Raw genomic sequence first — 21,688 nt, forward strand, 5'->3', positions numbered from 1 at the left:
CGTTAACGGTTTATTTTATTAAATACAGTATTGAAATGAGATTCATACTGATCTATGATTTTTTCCCATGCGTACGTGTCTTTGATCTTAGCTATATTGTTTCTTACCATTCTTTGAAAAAGTTCATCATGCTTCTGGATTTTTGATAAAACATCACTGACATCCTTGGGAGTAGAAAAATAAAGCGCATCTTCTCCCAAAATATATTGGTTAAACGGGTTTCGGTTAGCACAAATCAAACTTTCAGAAGCCATCGCCTCAAGCAAGGAAGGGTTTGTGCCACCAACGGTATGACCATGAAAATATAGGTTAGAGAAATAGCGTATAGAATCTAACTTTTCTATATTGTAGATTCCTCCTAAAAAAAGTATCGTGGTTCTACTCTTATACTTCTCTTTCAAATACTCGCCATAAGCTGTTTCATTCTTTCCGATTACTAAAAACTTCCGGCCTATATCTGCTCTCGCTACACCATCTAAGATAACTTCAATACTATTTTCCGGTTCCAGTCGCGCAATTAAAAGGTCATAATTATAAGGTTCTAGATTATATTCATTTAATACTCCTTGTTGAGGGCTTTCAAAAGCGTGAGCTCCATAAGGGATAAAAGTTGAAGGTCGTCCGTATTTTTCAGTTAGATAATCTTGTATCCCAATCGAATCAGAAATTAGATGGTCGCTATATTTAACACCTAGTCCTTCCGCCCACATTAAAAATTTCTGTACTCTAGAGGAATATTTTGTCCGCTTCCATTCTAGCCCATCCATGTTTGTGGTGACTACAGTATCCTTAGGCAATAACCAACCCCAAACCGAACTGCTTGTGTACCCTAATTGAAGTACTATATCAAATTTTCTTTTACGCAGATCTCGAATACAATTCAAGTCATAAATAAACTGCCCAGCTGTCCCTATTTTATCTTCTGGATCGTAGCAATGAATTATTTCAACACCTCTCCACTCATTCTCCTGAAAGGGATGTACGTGAGAGTTATAAACAGTTATCTGATGTCCCCTCTCAGTTAGCCCTAAAGAAAGATACTCAGCAAACTGTTCAAATCCACCATAATAATTCGGGATTCCCCGTGTTCCAACTATTGCTATTTTCATATATGAACGATTAACATCAATTTCCTTAAATTAAAGCTATATGTATAATTATCAAACAACAATCAGCTACTAACTCTTCTGTCTTCTTTCACTTTCTCAAAAACAGACATCAATTCATTATAGTGATCCTCAGCCGAGTATTTTTCTCTTATCTTTAAACCACAATTTTTTCCTATTCTTTTGGCCTCCGACGAATTTTGAAATAGAAAATCCACCTTTTCTTTTAACGAGTTAACATTCTTGTTTTCAAACAAAAGTCCAGTAATATTATTTTCGATATTTTCTGCTAAACTGCCAAGATCTGAAGCTATAACACATTTACTAAAAGCGAAACTTTCGAGTAATGTATTAGGTAAATTATCGTACCATTCTGATGGTATAATTGTAAAAAGACAACCGGATAAGTAGGTTTGCATTTCTTTAAAATCCATCTTACCCAAAAATTCTATGTTATGATTTTTGTCTTTTAAAAAATCCTCGATAGTACTCATATAACCACTACTTGAGAATCCTATAATTTTTAAGTTATAGCTTGTGTTTACAAACGCTTTCAACATCGTCAAAATCCCCTTATCTTGATCTAATCTGCCGACATACAAAGCAAAATTTTGATAGGATATTTTAATATCACCTCTCAGAATGTTGTGATTAAATAAAGTAGGTATATAATGCAGTTTTCTCGCTGGGAATCCCCCCTCGAGAAACTTCGTTAACGTAAAATTAGATGGAAAAATAAATGCGTCTGTCTTTGATTTAATATCCACTAAATCTTGGATCTTTAGAGCCAACGCCTTTACTAACGAGTAGATCGCAGAATTATATACGCATTTATATTTAACAGCGTTAACTTTGGAACCATGTAAACACTTCTCACATATTTCATTCTTATCATATCTAAATAAACTGTTACATGGGCTTACCAATGAATAATCAGATATCCGATGAACAATTGGAATATTCAACTTATGCGCAGCGTCTACTATACTGCAGGATATTTTGTTTTGGTAATATAGTATATACACAATATCGGGTCTAGTCTTCTTCAAAAACTTACTAAATCTTCTTTTCGCTTCAACCGAGTATGTCATTCTCGCAAACCCCTTAACACTATCTTTTAATGATCTCGTGTTATACTGACTAAAGTAGACTTCATCGCCGGTGCCTATTGATGACAGAAAATCGTTACTAAATTCCGAATGAACATTTCTAGAGTGCTGAATGCTAAATGGTATAACTTCATGCCCTTTGCTTTCCAATACTTGCTTTATATTAAATAAATATCTTTCCGGACCTCCAGAAACAAAGTATCGATAATTAACAATTACTATTTTCATTTTTTTTTCATTTCCGCTAGCCTTTTCACTTTTCATAATATACTGACTCAACCATCATTTCGCATCCAAGAATTTATATTTTCTGACGGAAGATCAAACCACTCTCCCAACTGTAGATGGAACTCTTTTGGCCGAAAGTATTCGGCTGAACCAGCCCCATGAAAAAAGGTCATTTCTCCGAAATAAACCTTTCCTTGAACATTGTATAAATCTATCCGTACATGGTTAAAGTCTTCCGATAATTTCCTTGCGACGTCTATCATCTCTTTTAAATTCTTCGGCTTAGGGTATATATTATTCTCGTCTTGTTCATGTGCTATTTCTACACCGCCTATACGACTCCACTCTGTGTCGTAAACATTTCGCTTGTGTGAAGTAAAACGTCCGATGTCTAATTGAATTAGTTTTGGTTCCCCATTAAAGCAAAAAAACTTATAATCCTCTGGAGGCGTGCCTCGCTCTTCTCCAATAAACTCCTCGCAGATCACCCGCTTTTTCATATATTTATAAGGCCATTCCCTATTGAATTCAAAATAGTTAGTTTTAAGCCAATATCTAATTCGCTTTCGTATATTTGAAATATTCTCTCTGTCTTTATCCTCAACAATTATATTCCACCCGGACCCATGAGTGGCCTTAATTACGAATTGATTTGGTAGACTTCGAAAATCGATACTATCAACATGATCAAAAACACCGAAAGAATTAATCAAATATTCTTCCCCGATCTTTCGTTTGACATAATCTCTAACTTCAAACTTGTCTGCGCATTGTATATAAACCTGGTCGCGATGGTTAAACATAGACCAAAGGAGCTTCTCACTAAAAGTCTGTGGTAAATCTATATTAGGATATTCTCCGTGTGTCTTTTTGTAAGTCTTTCGGCAAAAAGCATAATCGGTATACAACGCATTATTTATACTATTTTTTAGATTTAGATAACTATGATAGACGAAAGGAATGTCTTTCAACCGTTTGAATAACTTAGTGTTGCCCATTGTTTTTATGGAGAGATATGTTGAAGAATTGCGACCCAGAAAAAAATATGCTTACGAAAACCACCTCACGGGGTTCCCCTCGATGATTTCTATATCCAGCATAAATTGAGGCACCCTTTGGTGAATTATTTATTATATATTTATAGTCATCCTGCATAATAATCTTATTTCTAATTTATTAACTATCTATTTTCCAGTGACAATGGAATTTGCAAAATATATTAGACTCGTCAGAGCACCGAAAGCTTTACAGCAATCGTGTAATTAACGCTTCTTAATTGTATTATAATATTTGACAAATAGTTGCTTTGGTGACAACCTCGACAGACAAGCGGAAGCGCAATTAAGGTCTCCTAAAGATAAAATATAGTTGACGTCTGTTTTCGATTTTCCCAAAGATTTACAACTGTGCATTATGAATTTCAAGATGCTTATGTTAAACAAGAGCATACGTAAAAACAATTCCTTAAACTTATTATCCTCGGAATGAAAAATTATATTGCCTATGCATGCTGCGGGCTTTGTAGCGGTTTGAACTAGTGAAGTGGATTTTCCACTCATTCCTTCATAGTGCACTACTTCCACGCTTGAATCTACATAACAGGAGTACCCCAATTTATTTAATTTAGTAGATAGTGCAATGTCTTCGGGACAAAAGAAAAATCGCTCATCAAACCAGCCGACCTTCGCAAATATTTCTCTCTTTATTAAAAATGCTGCCCCTAGAATATTATATGACTTAAATATCCCAGATTGATTAACATATGGTCCCGACTTTTCATTGCACAATCTCAATACCAACGAAATATAAGTTTTAAAATCTATTGGTGGGCGGCCACATGTTTGAATCTTTCCATTGGGAAATACAGTTACAGGACTCATAATTGCCACATCTTCTTTCAGACTCTCAATACTTTCAACAAGTTTCTCAAGTACTGACATCCGGAACTCTGTATCGTCATTTAAAACAAAACAGTACTCTCCCGTTGATTCCCTCAAAGCTAAATTGTTGTTTTCCGAAAAACCGCGGATCTCATTGCTTTCTATAATTCTGATCCAAGGATAGCTCTCCCTTAGAAGAACCAAATTCTCTTTGCTAAACAAATAGGCCACCACTAGTACTTCTATCTTTAAAGAGGTATGTCTAGCGATGCTGTCTAAACAAGGGAACAATTGCTTGACATTATTCATAGACACAATTACAATCGATACTTTAGGCTTGGGAAACATAGATTAATCCTTTTTTTGACTGAGATATACTAAATCGTATAAAAAACAGTATGACGATGAAGAAAAAATGAAAAAGCATCCCTGGCGTTGAGGTAAGTGATGCTGTTATCCAATAAGCAAGTGAAATAATAAAAACAGGGAATGAATTATACCGTTTTGGGATAATTACCATAGAATACGCAGCATATATTGTATAAGACAGAATGCCAACTATACCAAATTGCGTTAAAACTTTAAACCAAATACTTTCAAGACCTAATAAGGCGGACACGTGGATATCATTTTCCAATAGTCTCGAAAATTTATACCCGAGTCCCAAGATCGGCGAACGCTCCATCACGGCAAGCGCAGCTGCTAATTGCTCTAACCGCATGTCCGAATTACTTCCGCCAACCTCTTTTTGATAACTCGAGTCGAAAATGCTTAAAATATTGGCCGAGTATTCTTCAAATAACGATGAGCCAACTGCTAAACCGATCATTATCACAAAAACAGAGATAATAAATTTTTTATTCTTAAAGTTGATATAAGCTAAAGATCCTATCCCTAAAAAGACGAGTGGTGCCCTACTATTTGTAAATAGAATGCAGGGTATGCACATGACGGCTACCAGAAGTGAGAACCAGTTAACTAGGTTGAGTCTATATCTAAAATAAAGCGTAAAAACAAAAAGAACGTATAATGCCCAGTTAATCCCGGCGCCGATGGCGTGTTCAAACACCGACTGTGCACGAAACCCTCTACCTATTTCCTCATCATAGGTGAAATCAATAGCTCGACTTGAATCATCGACTAATGTCATCTCATACGCAACCAACGGGTTGCTTTGAGTTACCTTTTCGTAATAACCATATAAACAGGTTATAAATATACAGACTGTTATACTATTAAAGAGAAACACCCAGTCGCTCTTCCTTCTAACGATTTCCCACATCACCCATATTAGTAGCAATTGGGTAAACAGTTCTTTTACAAATTCACTTACAGCTGAAGAAAATCCTGAGATAGAAAAAATTGTGGAAAGGAACCAAGATATCGCTAAAGCAATGAAAGGTATGCGATAGGGAAACTTCTGCAATAATCTCATCTTGTTCTGCTTCTTGTAAAGAAAAACAACTACGTAATATAGGGTCAGGAAGAGATCCAATGTCAATAAGGGAATACCTGGTACAGAGATGACCGTAATATTGGTGACCAAAAAAAACTTATAGGTCAAGAAAATAAGGAAGGATTTCTTAAAGTCAAACCTTGAATAAACAATCAGCATGGCACCAATAATTAAAAAAACCATAGTTATATCTTTGATCGTATACCCTTATTAAAATATCTTGGCGAGAACAACTCTACGAGAACCTTGCTAAGAGGAATTTCACTCATATAGATCTTGTATAGATACTTTAAAAATAGTTTTCGATTCGTCTTCAATAACAAAACCAGCAATCCTCGCACGGGCATGGGGGATAAAGAATAGCCGAATTTTTGAATATAACTTTGTACTTTAATTGCTACATCCAATCTAGTCGTCAATACATCTATATTTTCTGCAAAATTATAACTTACTGACCCAGGGCGAACTGTCACTATATATAGTATCCGATCAACAATTTTAATCTTTTTAGAAAGACACCCTACTTGAACAGAAAAAAAATAATCGTTCGATACTTTCGTCTCATCAAATTCGACTTTGTGGTCGACAATCAACCTTCGTTTAATTATCTTTCCCCAAGGCTCAGGGTATCTAACCCTGAATGTATCTAGAAAGCTCTCATGTCGTCTATAATTATCGAATAGCTTGCTTATTCCTAAATGTCGAGCCCCTAGCTTTGATATATCATCAGAATATACACTGACGATATTAAAATAAAGGATGTCATTATCGTCATCCACGTGCTTTCCAAGAATTTCCTCGAAATCCTCAGTAAAAAAATCGTCCGCATCGGCAAATAAAACCCATTTTCCTGAGGCGATATTTAAGCCCACATTTCTTGCATGTCCACCACCTTTCCCTTCCTTAGAGAAAACTACTTTTGTATTATTCCGGTTAATACCGGGAAAATTATTAAAATCTACAATACTTCTATCACTGTTATCGTCAACAATAATAACTTCTATGGTGTCAATGTCTGGAATACTATCCAAACATCGCTGTAATAATACCGGAATATTATGATGAGGAATAACTATTGAATAATCAATCTTAGTTGTTTTCATCTGACTAATTCCTTTCTAATGCCGTCTCTAAAAAACCTTTCGATTTCTGAATCTCAGCATCTAGCAACTTTTGTACCTCGCCATAATCTATATCGTTTATCGTCTCATGGTCGTGTATATTCAATAAATATCTATCCGACAACTTAAGAATCGCTAACAAATCTTTTACACGATCTGCGTTGTTCCCCATAGAAAGTGCAAAAAACCTCTTTTTAAAAACTAATGAGAATACGATACCATGAAACGAAGTGCTAACTACGTATTTAGCTTTTGAGACTAATGTAATAAACTCACGAGGCCCGGCCGTTTGGTAATATCGATTAGGGCTTTTAAGCGGTTTAACTCCTCCGTTTATTTCTATAACTTTCAGCTTATATTTTTGGGCTAATGTCTTAACGAGATCCACTGCCTCCGGTGAATACAACAAATGATAGAAAAGAATGAAATCTTCGGTTACGATTTGGTCGGAAGACGCTATCTCCAGCCACGCTGTTGAACCTAATAAAAAAACCGGGTCTAATACGAGGTCCATTTTGCTTGTGTTTATTGCTTTCAATTTGTTGAAGAGAGCTCTTTCTCTTATCGAAATATGATCAAAGTTTTGAAGCCAGCCATCTATTTGCGCTTCTTCTGATCGATCGATATCGAGAACTCCCATACTTGCAGCATAGGCAACTTTCTTTATTGCTCTCGTGGTAAAGAACTCTCCCCAATAAAAGCTATCATAACCGGTAAAACTTTTTAACCTATGTCTTCTCCAGATTTGATCACTCCCGTATACCAAACAATCATAACCTTGCTCCAACTGGCTTACGTCTGCCAAGCCTTGACCGCCTTTTACACCTAATTCCCTATCTATAAATCTATTAAACCTGTCGTAGCGAATACGTTTTTGTGGGAGGACAAGGAGAAGTTTAGCCAGGCGATACGCTTTTCTTAGCATACTCACATTCTCTTTAAATTCGTGCGAGCGATACAAGTCATACATTTCGGCTCTATAAGCTGGCCAATAATCAACAAATTCAACTGTGTGTCCACACGTTTCCAAATACTTCTTTAATGCAAAAGCCTGAAGTACAGCCCCATAATTTACAGCGCGATGAAACGTTATAATTCCAATCTTCATATTAAAAAAGGGATTTTAAAATTTTTAGAACTTTTCTTTCAATTCGTTGAGTGATACTTCCCCTATTCAGTCTTCGATACTTCTGCATCAACACTTCTATTTCCATTGTAAAGACAGCTAAATTGTTGGTTTTTAAAGCTTCCAAAAAGAGGATATGGCTTTTTTCAGAAATTTTTTCCCGAAAATCATAAATCTTTTTTCTCTGTACATCCAATTTAAACTCGCCAGGTTGCACACGCTTTTTGGGAAGCCATTTATTCTCTCTCACTTTCTTTTGCATTCTATATGATAGGCCTTCCCTTCTATGCCGAAAGCCACCTTGCTGAGACTGAATTACGTCTTCCGCAGAAACTTCAGTTAAAGCTAGGTTCATCATATTCGTATGTCGTATCACCAAATCTAACAAAACCTTATTCCGTATTACTGTGATGCAGTTTCCTTTTGGATCATTTACATAGTCTGGCAGCCACGCATCACCAATGGAGATATCTGCCGTTTCTCCAACCACGTCATCACAGAAGTCGCAAGCCTTCGGTTTAAAAAAACCAGCTCCGTAATCTGTCCCGATAATCTCTCGATCATCCTTAAAGCGATCAACGTCATCCCTGGTTGACCAAACTTGATAAATCTTAAAATTGGCCGGTCTATCTTTGTGTTTCCGTCTAAAGTCTATTGCCTTCAAATGATCAGGATGGACACCAAGTTGCCATCCAATCATTTTAGCCTGGTTGGCACTTTTCATACCTCCACACACAATCCCAATAGTAAACGTTATCCGTTCTTTCAATACTGCGCTGTCCTGAGACATCAAACGCAGTGTTTTAATGAAACAGGGCACCCCTGTTATCGCATACCTGCCCTCATTCTGCTCGACATATGAAAGAACTTCTACAAGCGTTGACGGGTAATAGCTGGACTTGGACCCCTGGATAACGTCACTACACTTAGTATACACCTTGTATTCAAATAGAGCTTTCTCACTCGTATTCTCTGTATTAGGGGCTAATTGAATGAAACAATCTATCAATCCTTCTTTTAAGAGGGTGTAACCAAGCCACTTACCTAAACCACCTGAACTACCTTTTTCTCGAAATCCTCCTTCGTTAACATACCCCGCAAAACATTTTATATAATTCCCTACGTGTGCATTATGAATATTATCTGGATATATTATATTGCCAATTTCATTTTCGTCTAATGACCTATCTGAAAAGGGACAGACACTCAGTAACTTTACATTAGGATCTACGACTTTATTTTGATTTAAAACAGGCTTATAAAGTCCATATTCATCCAGTTTCATTTCAAAAGGCGAGCCATCAACAACCGCGCATGCTCCGCATCCGATACAATACCCGCCGTTTATAACTGTATCCAATAATTGTTGAGCTTCATTAGATTTGTACATCTTATTTTGTCTTTATTAAGCTAATTTTATTTAATAGAACGCTATTAAGGAATTGCCTTTCTTCTTTAGACAAACCCACAGTATATATAAAAAAGAGAGCTGTTAAGAACCCCGAACCACAAGTGATAATCGTCCTAAGCAATCCTGAGTCGATATCAAACATGATAATCATACAAGGAACTAAATAGGCACAAGCAGTGACTATAGCTGAGATTCCTATTACTTCGTATAGAAATGTTACTGAAGGAAAATTGATCATGACGTTCAACATCTTCAGTCTTGCAAATAAATTCACTAAAGAAAGTAAGATAGTAACGTAAAAAGTAACCTGTGGTGCGTGTCCGAGTTTCAGAAACAAATAGGAAATCGGTAGTGTGAGCATGACCGTACTACCTATAATTAATTGATATCTTCGAACGCGTCCTGTTGATAGTGCCGCCGTAATCAGTGAAGGCGAAAACGACTCTACTAAAGCATTTATAATGACGAGACGTGTAAATACAACAACATATGGCGGCACTTCCGTCAACCAAATAGATAAGATAAATTCTGTTTCGAGCAACAGAGGCATCGATAATATTAAAAGCAACAAGTAGGAAAATTTCGAGCTTTGGAACACTAATTTTGACATTTTATCCACTTCTCCTGATGCATAGTATTTGGTGATTTGAGGGTTAACAGCTTTTGTGAAATTACTCACAAACTGTGTTATTGCAGAATTTACTTGTGCTGCGATTCCCCAAGCCGCATTGATCGTAGCAGCAAAAAAAAGGTTCAAAAGGATATTAACACCCTGTGTTCGAAGAATTGCTGCAAAGGAACCAAATAAGTTCCAGCCGGAATACGCAGTAATTTCTTTAAAGAGTGCATTATTCCAATAAAAAGAAAAACGACATTCTTTAAAATTGCGCAATGAATATATCCTGTATATTAACGTTATCACTGCCGTAACGACCAACAGTAATACTGCGTACAACTTCAGTTTATCGAAGGAAGATAACAGAAGCGCATAAACAATGAACAACTTTAGTATTGCTTCCAGAATGCTGACATACGCATATATTCCCATCCTCTCACGTGCAACAATCATGGCATTATAAGGGATAGTGAACATAGAAACCATAAATGTCAAAATCGAACATTGATAGACCCAGTGGGCCGCTTCTAATCTGTTTGGTGGTATGACCATTTTGTTGTTCAAAAACCAGAGACCTACGGTCTCTGCAAGTATTAGAATAAACAATGAAAGAATTCCATAAATAATCATAGTCATGCTAAATACCCTCCTTAAAGCCACGAAATTCTTTCGTCCTAATTCAAGAGAAAAAAAGCGTTGCGATGCAGAAGACATAGTGCCACTCAGAAAAGAAAACATTATAACAACGCCGCCCACAACATTATAGAGACCATAATCAATAACACCAAGGGTATCCAGCACTATCCTTACCGTGTACAGAGATACTGCCATCATCAACAGCATTCTGAAATATAAAAACAGCGTGTTCTTTGCGATTCTTTTATTGTTTGTAGTCAATGTCAACCCTTATTTTGTAAATAAACAGACCTATTTCTTATTGCCTATGTGCCACCATTTCTTATGGGTGGTTTTACCATATTCCCCGTAACCGTATCCATAACCATAGCCATAATTACTATAATACCCCCCTCTTGCTTTTATATCGTTGATAATCAACTGAATTGGCTTAATTTTATCTGTTGCGACCAAATCATTGGGAAGACGAATCTGCTCTTTGTATGTATAGCTTTGCCGGACGAGATATAGACAACAATCGGCATAACGCGACAAGAGTTGTGCATCGGTCACCATCCCGACCGGGGGGGCATCCATCAGGATATAGTCATAACGTTGCGCCAAAACTTCCATCAGTTCGGCAGCACGAGGATGAATCAACAACTCTGCTGGATTGGGAGGAATAGCTCCCGCCTGCACTAAATCTACAAGCTCGTGTACTCCCGACGGCATCAAAATCTCTTCTACCTGCATCTCCGAACGCACAATATAATGAGAGAAACCCTTCCCCGCTGGTAACCCAAGCTTCGCCGTCACGGAGGGCTTCCGCAAATCCAGCTCCATCAACAGCACCTTTTTATCCAACAATGCGAGGGAAACAGCTAGGTTCAATGCCACATACGATTTACCTTCGCCCGACATAGACGAGGTAAAGAGTATTCTTTTGCCGCCATTCAGCGCGAATTCTAAGTTTGTCCGCATCGCCCGAAATTGCTCGGCAATCGGAGAACGGGAGGTTTTGGAAACCACCACCTGATCCTTTTCGTCGGAATGGGCAATCATTCCCAGGATTGGCAAACTGTTACGGCTATCAAGATCTTCTACAGATTGGACACGCACATTTAGTAAATCCTTGAGATAAAGGATTCCTAAAGGAAAAACCAAACCCAATACCAAACCCAAAGCATAGGTCATATTCCGCTTCGGAGAGAAAGGTTCTCTAGCGGCCTTTGGCGTATCAATAACCTTGGAGTTTGACACGTTTGCCGTACGGCCAATAGCTGTCTCTTCCCATTTTTCTTGCAAAAAGATATATTGTGCCTGCTTAATTTGTTGCAAGCGGGCCAGATCGATGTAGCCGCGCTCGATCGTCGGTACCTGGTTGATTTGAGAAGATACACTATTAGCTAACTCCTGTTGGCTCTGCCTAGCCAGCTCCAATTGCCTTCTCGTCGAAGCGACGTTCGCGATCATGTCCTGCCGTACACCGGCGATTTGGGAAGTAATGTTTTGCACAAGTGGATTATCTTGCGTATTGGCTAGCAATAAGCGTTCCCGCTGTAGTACCAATTCGTTATACTGTTGGATGAGTGCATTAAAGCCTATATCTTGCGGAATAACCGCTGAAGGTACAACACGGGGATGTTGCGTATCTTTTAAATAACTAGCTACCGCATCAACTGCAGCAAGCTGTGTTTCAACCTCTGCCAACTTCTGTGTATAATCAGCAGAACTCTCGATTAGGACCCTACCCTGTTGCGAGATATCAGCTAATTGATTTTGTCTCTTATATCCCGAAATACGGTCTTCTACTCCGGCCAGTTCGCCGGTAATGGTGCTTAGCCTCGCATTAATAAACGCTAAGGTTGAGTCCGCAATGACGTTTTTATCGTGGAGGTTCAGCTCGACATACTTATCGATGAGCGTTTCCAATAGTTGCTCGCCCCGCTTCGGTAGCTGATGTTCGAAGGTCAAATCAATGGTCGAAACATTCTTGTTGGTTACTGCGACAGAAAGCTGTGTGCTGTAAGCCGCTGCCATGGAGCGTAAGGGTGCTATTCGAAAACCGTAGCTATCTGTTGAAGGCGGCGTCCGCAAATCGACAATACGCAGCAGACCAACCCCCGACAAAGCGAAGGTTTTGCCAAAGTCAACATTAAAAAGCGTATCGGCGTTGGATAGTTCGATCTTACCGTCCTTCCTTTTCTGCGCCTCGAATGCATAAACAGCTACAATGGAATCTGGGTTGCTAAGCAGTTCTACCTCAAAAGGTGCCGACAAAACAGGCACGTTGTGTACCCGCCCCTTATTGAAATAGCCGATATACGCTTTTTCCTCTAGAATCATCTCCCGCATGAGGTCGGCTGTTTTCAGCACCTCCACCTCATTATCTACGGAATTTTTCGTCCCCATAAGGCTGGACAAATCGCCCAAAGCGGATGAACCCAACATCCCTCCACCTTTCTTATCATCGGAGACCAATAACTTTGCGTAGATTTTGTATGATGGAACGGTATAGCGCAAATAAATAAAAGCGAGCGTTAAACCGATGGCACCACACAAAACAAACCAATACCAGTTGGAGATGATGCGACCCACAAAACGTAGCAATTCTTTGTTATCAGATTTCTTTTCTTCGAAGTCAAGCTCGTCGTTCCAATCTATATTTCTTTTGCTCATTTTTCCTTACAGTTATTCGTAATTTTTTAAGTGCATGACATTTTATAAGCGAGAAATTGCAACAATTAATACCGAGAGAATTGACCCAACAATGGCAAACGCCTGCGTCCGTGCTGCATTATTAGCCGCTGCTTTAGCTTTGCCCGGCTCCACATAAATGACGTCATTTTGTCGCAAGTAGAAATAAGGGGATTGAAATACATCGCTATCATTTAAATTCAACCGTACCAATTCTTTCTCTTTCCCCTGATCCCGCACGAGAAGTATATTCTCCCGCTTACCATAAATCGTCATATCCCCGGCTAAACCCAGCGCGTCAAACACTGTTACCTTTTCGTTGGGCACGGTATATGTTGCCGGCCGCGTGACTTCACCCAGCACGGTGATTTTAAAATTGGCAAAACGTACTTGTACTGTCGGATCTTTGTAATAATGGCTTGCAAGAGCCGTTATGCGTTCCCGAGCTTCGTAGGTCGTCAAACCTTTCACTTCTATTTTACCAATTAAAGCCATGTGCACATAGCCGTCCTTATCTACTAGAAAACCCGAAATCACCTGATTTCCCACATTTCCGCCCGCCGAACTGGCTCCGATAGCTTGTACTGCAATAGCTTGATTAGCCACTGCAGCCGTTGTCGGATCCAAGGTCTGAATCGTAATACTTAATATATCATCTGTTTGGATGATCGGCTCGGTAAATGCGGCCGCTTGTTTGAGGATGCGGGTAGTATCGGCTGGAAGATCGTTAAAATAGACAATCTTTTTGACCGAACAGCTGCTTATGAGCAGTGTCAGCAGTAGCACAAGGAATTCCCATCGGAAGACTACGTGCTGCAGGGTGAATTTTTTCATTGTTTAAACTTGTTGATTGTAGATTGTAGTTGTGTTGTTATGGTATTCATTTTTTTAAGTGGCAACTCCACTGAAGAGCTCTTCATTCATTATCTCGCAATTCTTAAAGTAAGCGCGGATATCTTCTCGTTGGACGCCGATCTCCAAAGCGCGCACATGCCGTTCATGATGAACGTCGGTACCGACAAGATCAATCATACCCTGTTCCAACAGATATTTTGCCACACGGCGTTCGTTGCGTCCATAATACCCCATCAGCGATAGCAGGTTGAGTTGCAACATACAACCGATATCCTGAAAGCGTTCAATTTTTTTGGGATCGCGGTGATAATATATATACCGCTCTGGATGCGCTAAAATGGGAATGTATCCTTCCATCTGCAGGTCGAACACGACTTTCTCAACCAGTTTACTCTCCTCGATATAGGAAATCTCGATTAGTACATGTTCACCGGGTAGAGTCAGTAAATTACGCGGATTGTTTGCAAATTGCTGATCGAAGGCCGTATCCACCATGTATTCGGCTGCGTATCCTACAGCTAACTGTCCCACCTCTTCTTGGGGCAGGCCATGAAATGTGTTGCCAATTGTTTCCGCATTATTGGGGTACATATCCTGAAAGATATGCGGTGTAAAATAGAACTTCTTTAAACCGAGCGCCTCTAGACGTTGCAACAGTTCGACGCTCTCCTCCACGTTTTCGCAACCATCATCAATGCCGGGCAGGATATGCGAGTGCATATCAAGATGCATCCATTGCAAGTCGGGATATTGACGCTTTCGATTAAAGATAGTCCACATGATTGTCTGTCTGCGATGTATGGGATGCTTTCGTTTTATTTGTGAAAAATAGAAATACCCGGCCAGCTCGCCCGGCCGGAGTATTTCCCTACAATCACAAGTCTACACTTGAGCTCTTCAACATCTTTATATATTTTTATAATTTATTACATTCTTCCGTTAGTATTGCCAAGTTGGTTGCGCCGGCTTTCGCACCGATGATGTCGCCTGGTTGTATACCCACCGTAGAAGTATTATCTTCACGCACGGCATGGTTATTCACGATTTTCACGCGTTGACCCCAAATCGCCTTGAAGTCGTATTCCGTACCGTCGGTTTTTAGTAAGCTCGTGCGCAAGAAGCCATTGTCTACAGCACCCAGGTATTTGAATTCTGCCGTTCCGGACTCGCGGTAGAACATTTGGAAAGTAGGCAATAGTGTAATGACGTTTGTTTTGTCTGGACAACGTACATACAATTGTAATGTCGAGGTTGTACCGGTCGCATCGCCAGGGTTTGGCAACTGCATAGCGGTAACCTGACCACAGGCTGCCAACGCGCCTTGTTCCAAAATACTGCCTGCTTGGTTGCGTACGACGATCATGGCGCCAGTAGCCGGAACGCCCATAAGGCTGATGCTGTTGTTCGTATTATTTATTGAGTAGTCTCCGCTGAAGATCACTTTTCCGCCCCATAGCGCTTCTACCTGAATCGGTGCGGTTGTGCCGTTGGTCATCCAATCGCCCGAGAAATTGACTACCCGCGCGGATGTACAGGCCACTCCAAATTCAGCCGCCATGTAGAATGTTAAGTGGGTTATGGGAAAGCTTACGCGGTAACCCGTGGATGCTGAACCGGTAACGGTACTGCTCTGCTCAAAGCGCCAAGCACCATCTCCGCTGTTACTGAATATTTGGAATGTCGCTCCAGCAGCTAAAGCCTGCCCCGTAATAGGGCTGACATAGTTTGCAGGGACCGGCATACTCACTACCAAAGGTTGGCTAAACTGCCTTACCTGCGTGCCGTTGACAAACATTTTAATGTCGGCGACAGCTGCTGGGCTGAATGTTCCGGCAGCTGTACTGCCGTCCTCCAAAACAACCTGATCACTGCGTAAGTCGCCTCCGGGCAACAGCACCACCGCCTCTTCGTTGTCGGCATCGATACTGGTGACCACAATTTGGACATTGGTGCCGGTAATGACCGTGCCGCTTTCGTCTCTAAATTGTGTGCCGCTTGGAATCGTCAAAGTCATATCGCCCGCTCCACTTGCAGAAGGTAGTTCCACGATTGCTTCGGTGGTTGTGGAACCGTTGGCACCTAGTTCTACATTCTCGATTACTTGCTCTACTCCATCGGGTATCTCGCTAGGCTGGGTAAGGACAACTGTCTGTATACCTGCTGATGCATCGGTAATCGCTACCGGTACAATTTGGGTATTGTAGCCACTTGCTGTAAACTGCACGCGAAATCGAATCGGGTCATTCGCAGTTGGTGTACGTTTCGGATCAACACCTAACGTGATGAGGTTATCGGTTAGCTTGAAATCTTTGTGTCCGTTCATGTTGTAGATATCATGCGTATCACCCGATACAAGCGCCACGGAGACACCGTTGACATTGTTCCCGTCGGAATCCACAACCCGTAACGTAACGTAGTGTTCGATAACTTCCGTACTGATCTGTAGGTTAAAATCTTTTAATGGGCTTTCGCAGGAAGAGACACCTAAAAGCGCCGCCATCCACGTATATATTGCTATTTTCTTAAATCTTTTCATCTTGATTACGTTTTACTTATTACCCTACCAAAACCGATAACTGAAACCGACTTCTACACGCGGCAGATAGCGATAGTTCTCCATATTACGTTCGATAATTGCGGCATTGTTGACATTCTCTTCCAGTAGCCCTGTTGCCTCCATGGATACACTAGGCTTAGAAAGGTAGTAGCAGCCCAGGTCGATGTGCATGGAGAAGCGGCTATCGATCACAATGTTGCTCCAGCCGATACCGGCGTAGGGACTGACTGTTTTTTTCCATTCAACTTGGGTCGTGATCGTACCTACACGATCGGGATGTACGTCAATTTCGCCAAACCTATAAGGGTCACGCAAGCGCGTCGACAGCTCGCCATCGAGCTGATAGAAGTACGCCCCGCCCAATTGAAGATTGAAGCTTCGAAAAAATCCACCCCGTTGCACAAAAGGCGTCCAACCGAAAGCAAGCGATACATTGCCCGATTTCGCTTTTACGCCGCTACGGGTAGCATAATTATTGTAGGTGCCTGCAATATGCGTATTGAAAGGCATATAACTGGCGCCGACCCGCAATCCGAACTTTGGTCCGAGCGGCTGATAAAGGTGCAAACCCACACCCGTGGTTCCCAAGTGGACACCTAACGCAAACGGGTAGGGGTAGCCGTTGGAATAAGCGGACTCAGGGATGCTGTCGCGTTGCTCGATAGCTCGGGCCTGTGCATACACACCTAACGTTAAGAAGCTGACGAGCATCATAACATGTTTGAAAAACCTGTTCTTCATAATTTTTATTTGTTCTATTTTTATTACTTATTTTGCTTATAAAATCGCCGTTGTTAATATGCATTCTTTTCACCACGTATCATGTTCAGCGCGGTCATGCATACGATCTTAAAATCGAGCATGGCCGACCAGTTACTCATATATTCCAGATCGTACTCTACGCGCTTGGCCATCAGTCCGGGATCTTTTGTCTCGCCGCGATAGCCGTTTACTTGTGCCCACCCCGTAATACCAGGTTTTACGAAGTGTCGTACCATATAATGCTGGATCAGTTTGCTATAATGTTCTGTGTGCGATAACATATGAGGCCGCGGTCCGACCACGCTCATTTGCCCTAAGAATACGTTGATAAATTGCGGAAATTCATCTAAATTGGTCTTACGCAGAAACTTACCGATGGGCGTAATGCGTTTATCTTCTTTTGTAGCTTGCGCTTTGTCCGAATCGCGGTTTACCACCATACTCCGAAATTTATAACAGCCAAATGTTTGATTATTCCTTCCTGACCGGGGCTGCTTAAAAAATATCGGACCAGGGCTTTGAATTTTGATAAGTAGACCGACAATAGGCACTAACCAGCTTAATATAAAGATAATAACAACACTCGAGATGAAGATATCGACGATGCGTTTCTTTATTCGGTTTTCCATGGTGGACAAGGACTCCTCGTGCGATCGCAACACGGGAAGTTCCATCTGCAGCGAATTACTGCCAGTTCCGCGATAAGGCATACTCGCACCCGTAGTCACAAAGTTTAACTGCACACATTGATAGTCCGCCGCCATAATAAGCTCTTGGCTACAGTCGGAGATATCCGGGGAATTAATAAGAAATACATCGTGAATGCCAAGTTTAGAGACCTCTTCAAAATACCGGCGAAACTGCGCAACTTTCTCGGCTTTGCTCCGCTGTTCCACTTCATCATAGTATTTAATGGTATTGACATGGTAAAAAGCGTGATTTTGTCCGAAGCTTTCCTCTACCGACGCTAAATAGTGATGATGCCCAATTAGCGCCACGGTTTTGCTCCATCGAAAACGCTTGGATAGCACAGTATAGACATAGGTAAGGGCAAATCTCGACAAGGCCGCATATAGCAATACCATGATTGTGACACCAGTCAAAAAGTAGAAGAAGCCTATAAACCGGTGCCCAATTAAGGCACATCCGGTGAAGACTGCTAACAGCAATAAGACCGTGCGCAATGTCTGCCGGAATACATTCTCCAGCCTTTCGACTGTAACGTCCGCATATAGCCGCAGATATAGCGCCGAAACGATGGCGACCAGATTAAACAATGTCCAGAGGGAATAATAATTCGTGGATTGCACCTCCTGCGGACTCACGATACCATTGACCGTCAACAATGAAAACGCCACGACAAAACATACATTCAAACAGATGGTGTCTGTCAAAACGAGTAGTATTTTTAGGTAAGCTAAAACGCGATTTTGAACATATCTGTACATTATCTTTCAATTATGTGTTTATATAAAATATTTAAAAGAATTATTAAACTAAAAAGACTATATCGATACATACCAGATCCATTATTATCCTATAACGATAGGACAAGGCACTAAAGTTCACTGTGGCGATTTAACACCACTTCCAAAAAATTTGACTACGACAAACGAATAGGTCGTACCGCGACTGGTTAATTACCGATTAAATTTCTTCTTTTTTAATTTGTTTAAGTTAATACCTTTGTTTTTCATCCTAAGCACAAACAGTTTTCACAATTTATTCGATTAATAATCAAAAACTGTTTGTTTTGAGCGGCAAAGCCACCCCTCAAGAACATAGATTGTAGATTGTAGTCCACAAATGTAATTATTTTTTACAAAGTAAGAATAGGTTTCGGATTAATTTTGTATTAAATTATCACAGATGTATTTTATAATCAGTGTTATAGGCTACTATAAACCGAGACAATTACACGTTTCTTTGCGCCCCTAAGCGTCCGAGGGTAGATATTTAGGATAAACCCATGTACAAAGAGGGGGCACACTGCGCCCCCAGCACTTTCCTTATGATTTAACGTTTTCTGCCGCCCGTTACTTTCGAAATGATCCAAATAATGACGGCAATAATGGCCACAACGAGGAGAATGCCACTCCACACGCCGGCTTTGAAAATTCCTTCGATAACATTACAGCTACTAAACAGGAATATACCCGATGAGAATAATAATATCTGTGTAAATCTTTTCATAATAGTTGTTTTACAATAAGAACAAACAGCATATTAAAAAGTTTTGCGCGCTATTAGCCCTCGGTATCGTGCTGGGGTTGGCTTGGGAATATTCTTTCGCTAAAAATCGATCTGTATTGTTCTGTACCAAAGGTGGAGAAATGGTCGGCATCGTACATATAGCTTTCGGCGCCATCTGTACTTTTTAGCAACGGAGAGCGGTACACGTCTATATATTTATCGGCGATTTTCGATGTCTTGAGATAATTATTGGCACTGGTCCGGTAGGCTTGTAGATAGTTTTGCGGATCGATCCCAAATTTGAGATGCAGTGTTTCTATAGCGGGATACTCTACTGTATAGCTTTCCGTTTGTCCGATATAGATCACGGGAATATTCTTTTCGGCAAAATACGCTTCTATGGAATCGAGATAGTCGTTTACCTCGCTTTTTTTGTAGCCAGCGTAGTTGGCGGATAGAATGACTTTATCAATCCGGTTGGAATGCTGCGGCAAATACTGCCCATAGATATAATGCATCAGAGACGTGGGGCCGGCAAAAATGGGTTTTACATGGGGGGCAGGAAATACATCGTCGCCCGTTGCCTGTAACAGGTTGACGTTGTTTTCGTTTGCCAGCTGCTGTAAGGTATGGGCGAACATGCCTGCATGGCAATCGCCTAACAGGAGATAGTTTGGCTGGGTTTCGGAAAACTGAAATAGCCGTGTTGTATCGAAATCTTCAAACCGAGCGCGCGATAGCAAATGGGCACCCCCAAATCCGTATTGCGCAGCGGCGCGCTCTCTCGGGTATTGATGATGAAAGGCAATAAGGTTGGCCTCCTGTGGATTTGCGAACAGTTTGTGAAGGGGAAATTGTGTCCCGAGGAAGGTGGTCGTGATAACGACGAGTGCTGTAGCCAATAACCATTTAGGTGCGCGCAAAAAGCTCCGTATTTCCACAAAGCGGTAAGATAGGGCGCCTAACACGAAGGAAAGTACGAAAACGGCTAAAAGGTAATACCATTGCCGTGAGAATGAAAAATAAGTCCCCAACACGATCAGTGGCCAATGCCACAAATACCAAGAATAGGAACTGGCGGCAACAAATCTTACCGCGGAAAGCCGGTATAGTTTAAAGTCGCTTCGTACGGAAATAAGTAATCCTGTTGCAATGACAGGGATCAGGGTGAATACGGAGGGCCAACCGGACGACCGCATCTCCAAGAGACCGCTGACCGATAGCAGTAAGATTACTGTACATGCTATCGCTATCGTATTCCGTATACGCGAGCTAAGCAACTGCCGAAAAGATTTTTCGTGCAAGAACACAATCCCTCCTACCAATAACTCCCATGCCCGGGTATGGAACATATAAAAGGTAAACGACTGGTTTCTCGGGGCGTAGTATAGCATGCAACATGCCGACATTGCGCCTAGTACGTAAAGAAAATAACGATCGTACTGGGACCGATTACCCGTCAGCCGTCTAAGCCCCATCAACACTAATGGATATAGAACGTAAAATTGCCATTCGATGGATAGTGACCAGGTATGGAGCAGGAAATTTAGCTGAGACGCGGGCTGAAAATAGCCGGAAGACAGGTAATAATAGATATTGGAAACGAAGAGGCTACTGGACAGCGCAAATCGACTAAAGTCATATAGTTTTATGCCTAATACAAAATATAGGAGGATATAAAAGAAGATAATTAGCACCAGTAGTGCGGGTAATATACGCGTTAACCGGCGTTGATAGAAGTCGACCAAACGGAAGGTACCTTGATCCATCCGTCCTAAAATCATCTTGGTCATGAGATAGCCCGATAACACAAAGAATATATCGACTCCCATATAGCCATCATTAAAATAAGGTAACCCCAAATGAAATAGGACAACAGATACGATAGCAATCGCGCGCAGAAACGCTATATCGTATCGGAAATCTATTTTTCTGGCAGGCATTTCGCGGGTTGTT

Annotated in this window: 17 protein-coding genes; all 17 read right to left on the reverse strand. The window is 40.8% G+C overall.

Annotated elements, in window-relative coordinates:
- Positions 1-2: 2 nt before the first annotated feature.
- On the reverse strand, positions 3-1,109 hold the full coding sequence (locus C5745_RS13360) for a DUF1972 domain-containing protein (RefSeq protein WP_105717512.1): 1,107 nt from the start codon (positions 1,107-1,109) through the stop codon (positions 3-5).
- 62 nt (positions 1,110-1,171) lie between these two features.
- Entirely contained in the window at positions 1,172-2,479 is a 1,308-nt protein-coding gene (locus tag C5745_RS13365; protein ID WP_207795807.1) for a glycosyltransferase family 4 protein, read from the reverse strand.
- 11 nt (positions 2,480-2,490) lie between these two features.
- Positions 2,491-3,441 (reverse strand): ATP-grasp fold amidoligase family protein, encoded by a 951-nt coding sequence (locus C5745_RS13370; protein ID WP_105717513.1) that lies wholly within the window; start codon positions 3,439-3,441, stop codon positions 2,491-2,493.
- A gap of 264 nt (positions 3,442-3,705) precedes the next feature.
- Positions 3,706-4,671 carry a glycosyltransferase family 2 protein gene (locus C5745_RS13375; RefSeq protein WP_105717514.1) on the reverse strand — a complete coding sequence of 322 codons (966 nt, stop codon included), beginning with the start codon at positions 4,669-4,671 and terminating at the stop codon, positions 3,706-3,708.
- Positions 4,655-5,962, reverse strand: coding sequence for an O-antigen ligase family protein (locus C5745_RS13380; RefSeq protein WP_105717515.1), 1,308 nt, complete (start codon positions 5,960-5,962; stop codon positions 4,655-4,657). The genes C5745_RS13375 and C5745_RS13380 overlap by 17 nt, the downstream gene beginning before the upstream one ends.
- A gap of 2 nt (positions 5,963-5,964) precedes the next feature.
- The gene (locus C5745_RS13385) at positions 5,965-6,882 is read right to left on the reverse strand and encodes a glycosyltransferase family 2 protein (protein WP_105717516.1); all 918 of its coding nucleotides are present in this window, start codon (positions 6,880-6,882) and stop codon (positions 5,965-5,967) included.
- Positions 6,883-6,886: 4 nt separating this feature from the next.
- Positions 6,887-8,008 (reverse strand): polysaccharide pyruvyl transferase family protein, encoded by a 1,122-nt coding sequence (locus C5745_RS13390; protein WP_105717517.1) that lies wholly within the window; start codon positions 8,006-8,008, stop codon positions 6,887-6,889.
- A 1-nt stretch (position 8,009) separates the two neighbouring features.
- On the reverse strand, positions 8,010-9,416 hold the full coding sequence (locus tag C5745_RS13395; protein ID WP_105717518.1) for a Coenzyme F420 hydrogenase/dehydrogenase, beta subunit C-terminal domain: 1,407 nt from the start codon (positions 9,414-9,416) through the stop codon (positions 8,010-8,012).
- 1 nt (position 9,417) lies between these two features.
- A complete protein-coding gene (locus tag C5745_RS13400) occupies positions 9,418-10,887 on the reverse strand; it encodes a lipopolysaccharide biosynthesis protein (RefSeq protein ID WP_133166352.1) in 1,470 nt (489 codons plus the stop codon).
- Between the two features lie 93 nt (positions 10,888-10,980).
- Positions 10,981-13,347, reverse strand: coding sequence for a GumC family protein (locus tag C5745_RS13405; protein WP_105717520.1), 2,367 nt, complete (start codon positions 13,345-13,347; stop codon positions 10,981-10,983).
- Positions 13,348-13,389: 42 nt separating this feature from the next.
- Entirely contained in the window at positions 13,390-14,199 is an 810-nt protein-coding gene (locus tag C5745_RS13410) for a polysaccharide biosynthesis/export family protein (RefSeq protein ID WP_105717521.1), read from the reverse strand.
- Between the two features lie 54 nt (positions 14,200-14,253).
- Positions 14,254-15,000, reverse strand: coding sequence for a tyrosine-protein phosphatase (locus tag C5745_RS13415; RefSeq protein WP_133166353.1), 747 nt, complete (start codon positions 14,998-15,000; stop codon positions 14,254-14,256).
- A gap of 136 nt (positions 15,001-15,136) precedes the next feature.
- Positions 15,137-16,756, reverse strand: a complete 1,620-nt coding sequence (locus C5745_RS13420; protein ID WP_105717523.1) for a hypothetical protein — start codon at positions 16,754-16,756, stop codon at positions 15,137-15,139.
- Positions 16,757-16,780: 24 nt separating this feature from the next.
- A complete protein-coding gene (locus C5745_RS13425; RefSeq protein WP_133166354.1) occupies positions 16,781-17,518 on the reverse strand; it encodes a hypothetical protein in 738 nt (245 codons plus the stop codon).
- 53 nt (positions 17,519-17,571) lie between these two features.
- Positions 17,572-18,987: an exopolysaccharide biosynthesis polyprenyl glycosylphosphotransferase gene (locus C5745_RS13430; protein WP_105717525.1), complete on the reverse strand. Its 1,416-nt coding sequence runs from the start codon at positions 18,985-18,987 to the stop codon at positions 17,572-17,574.
- A 568-nt stretch (positions 18,988-19,555) separates the two neighbouring features.
- Positions 19,556-19,732 (reverse strand): hypothetical protein, encoded by a 177-nt coding sequence (locus C5745_RS20260; protein ID WP_165793095.1) that lies wholly within the window; start codon positions 19,730-19,732, stop codon positions 19,556-19,558.
- Between the two features lie 53 nt (positions 19,733-19,785).
- Entirely contained in the window at positions 19,786-21,675 is a 1,890-nt protein-coding gene (locus tag C5745_RS13435) for an acyltransferase family protein (RefSeq protein WP_105717526.1), read from the reverse strand.
- Positions 21,676-21,688: the final 13 nt, after the last annotated feature.

Origin of the sequence: Sphingobacterium haloxyli (genome assembly GCF_002980525.1) — a bacterium.
Taxonomy (GTDB): domain Bacteria; phylum Bacteroidota; class Bacteroidia; order Sphingobacteriales; family Sphingobacteriaceae; genus Sphingobacterium; species Sphingobacterium haloxyli.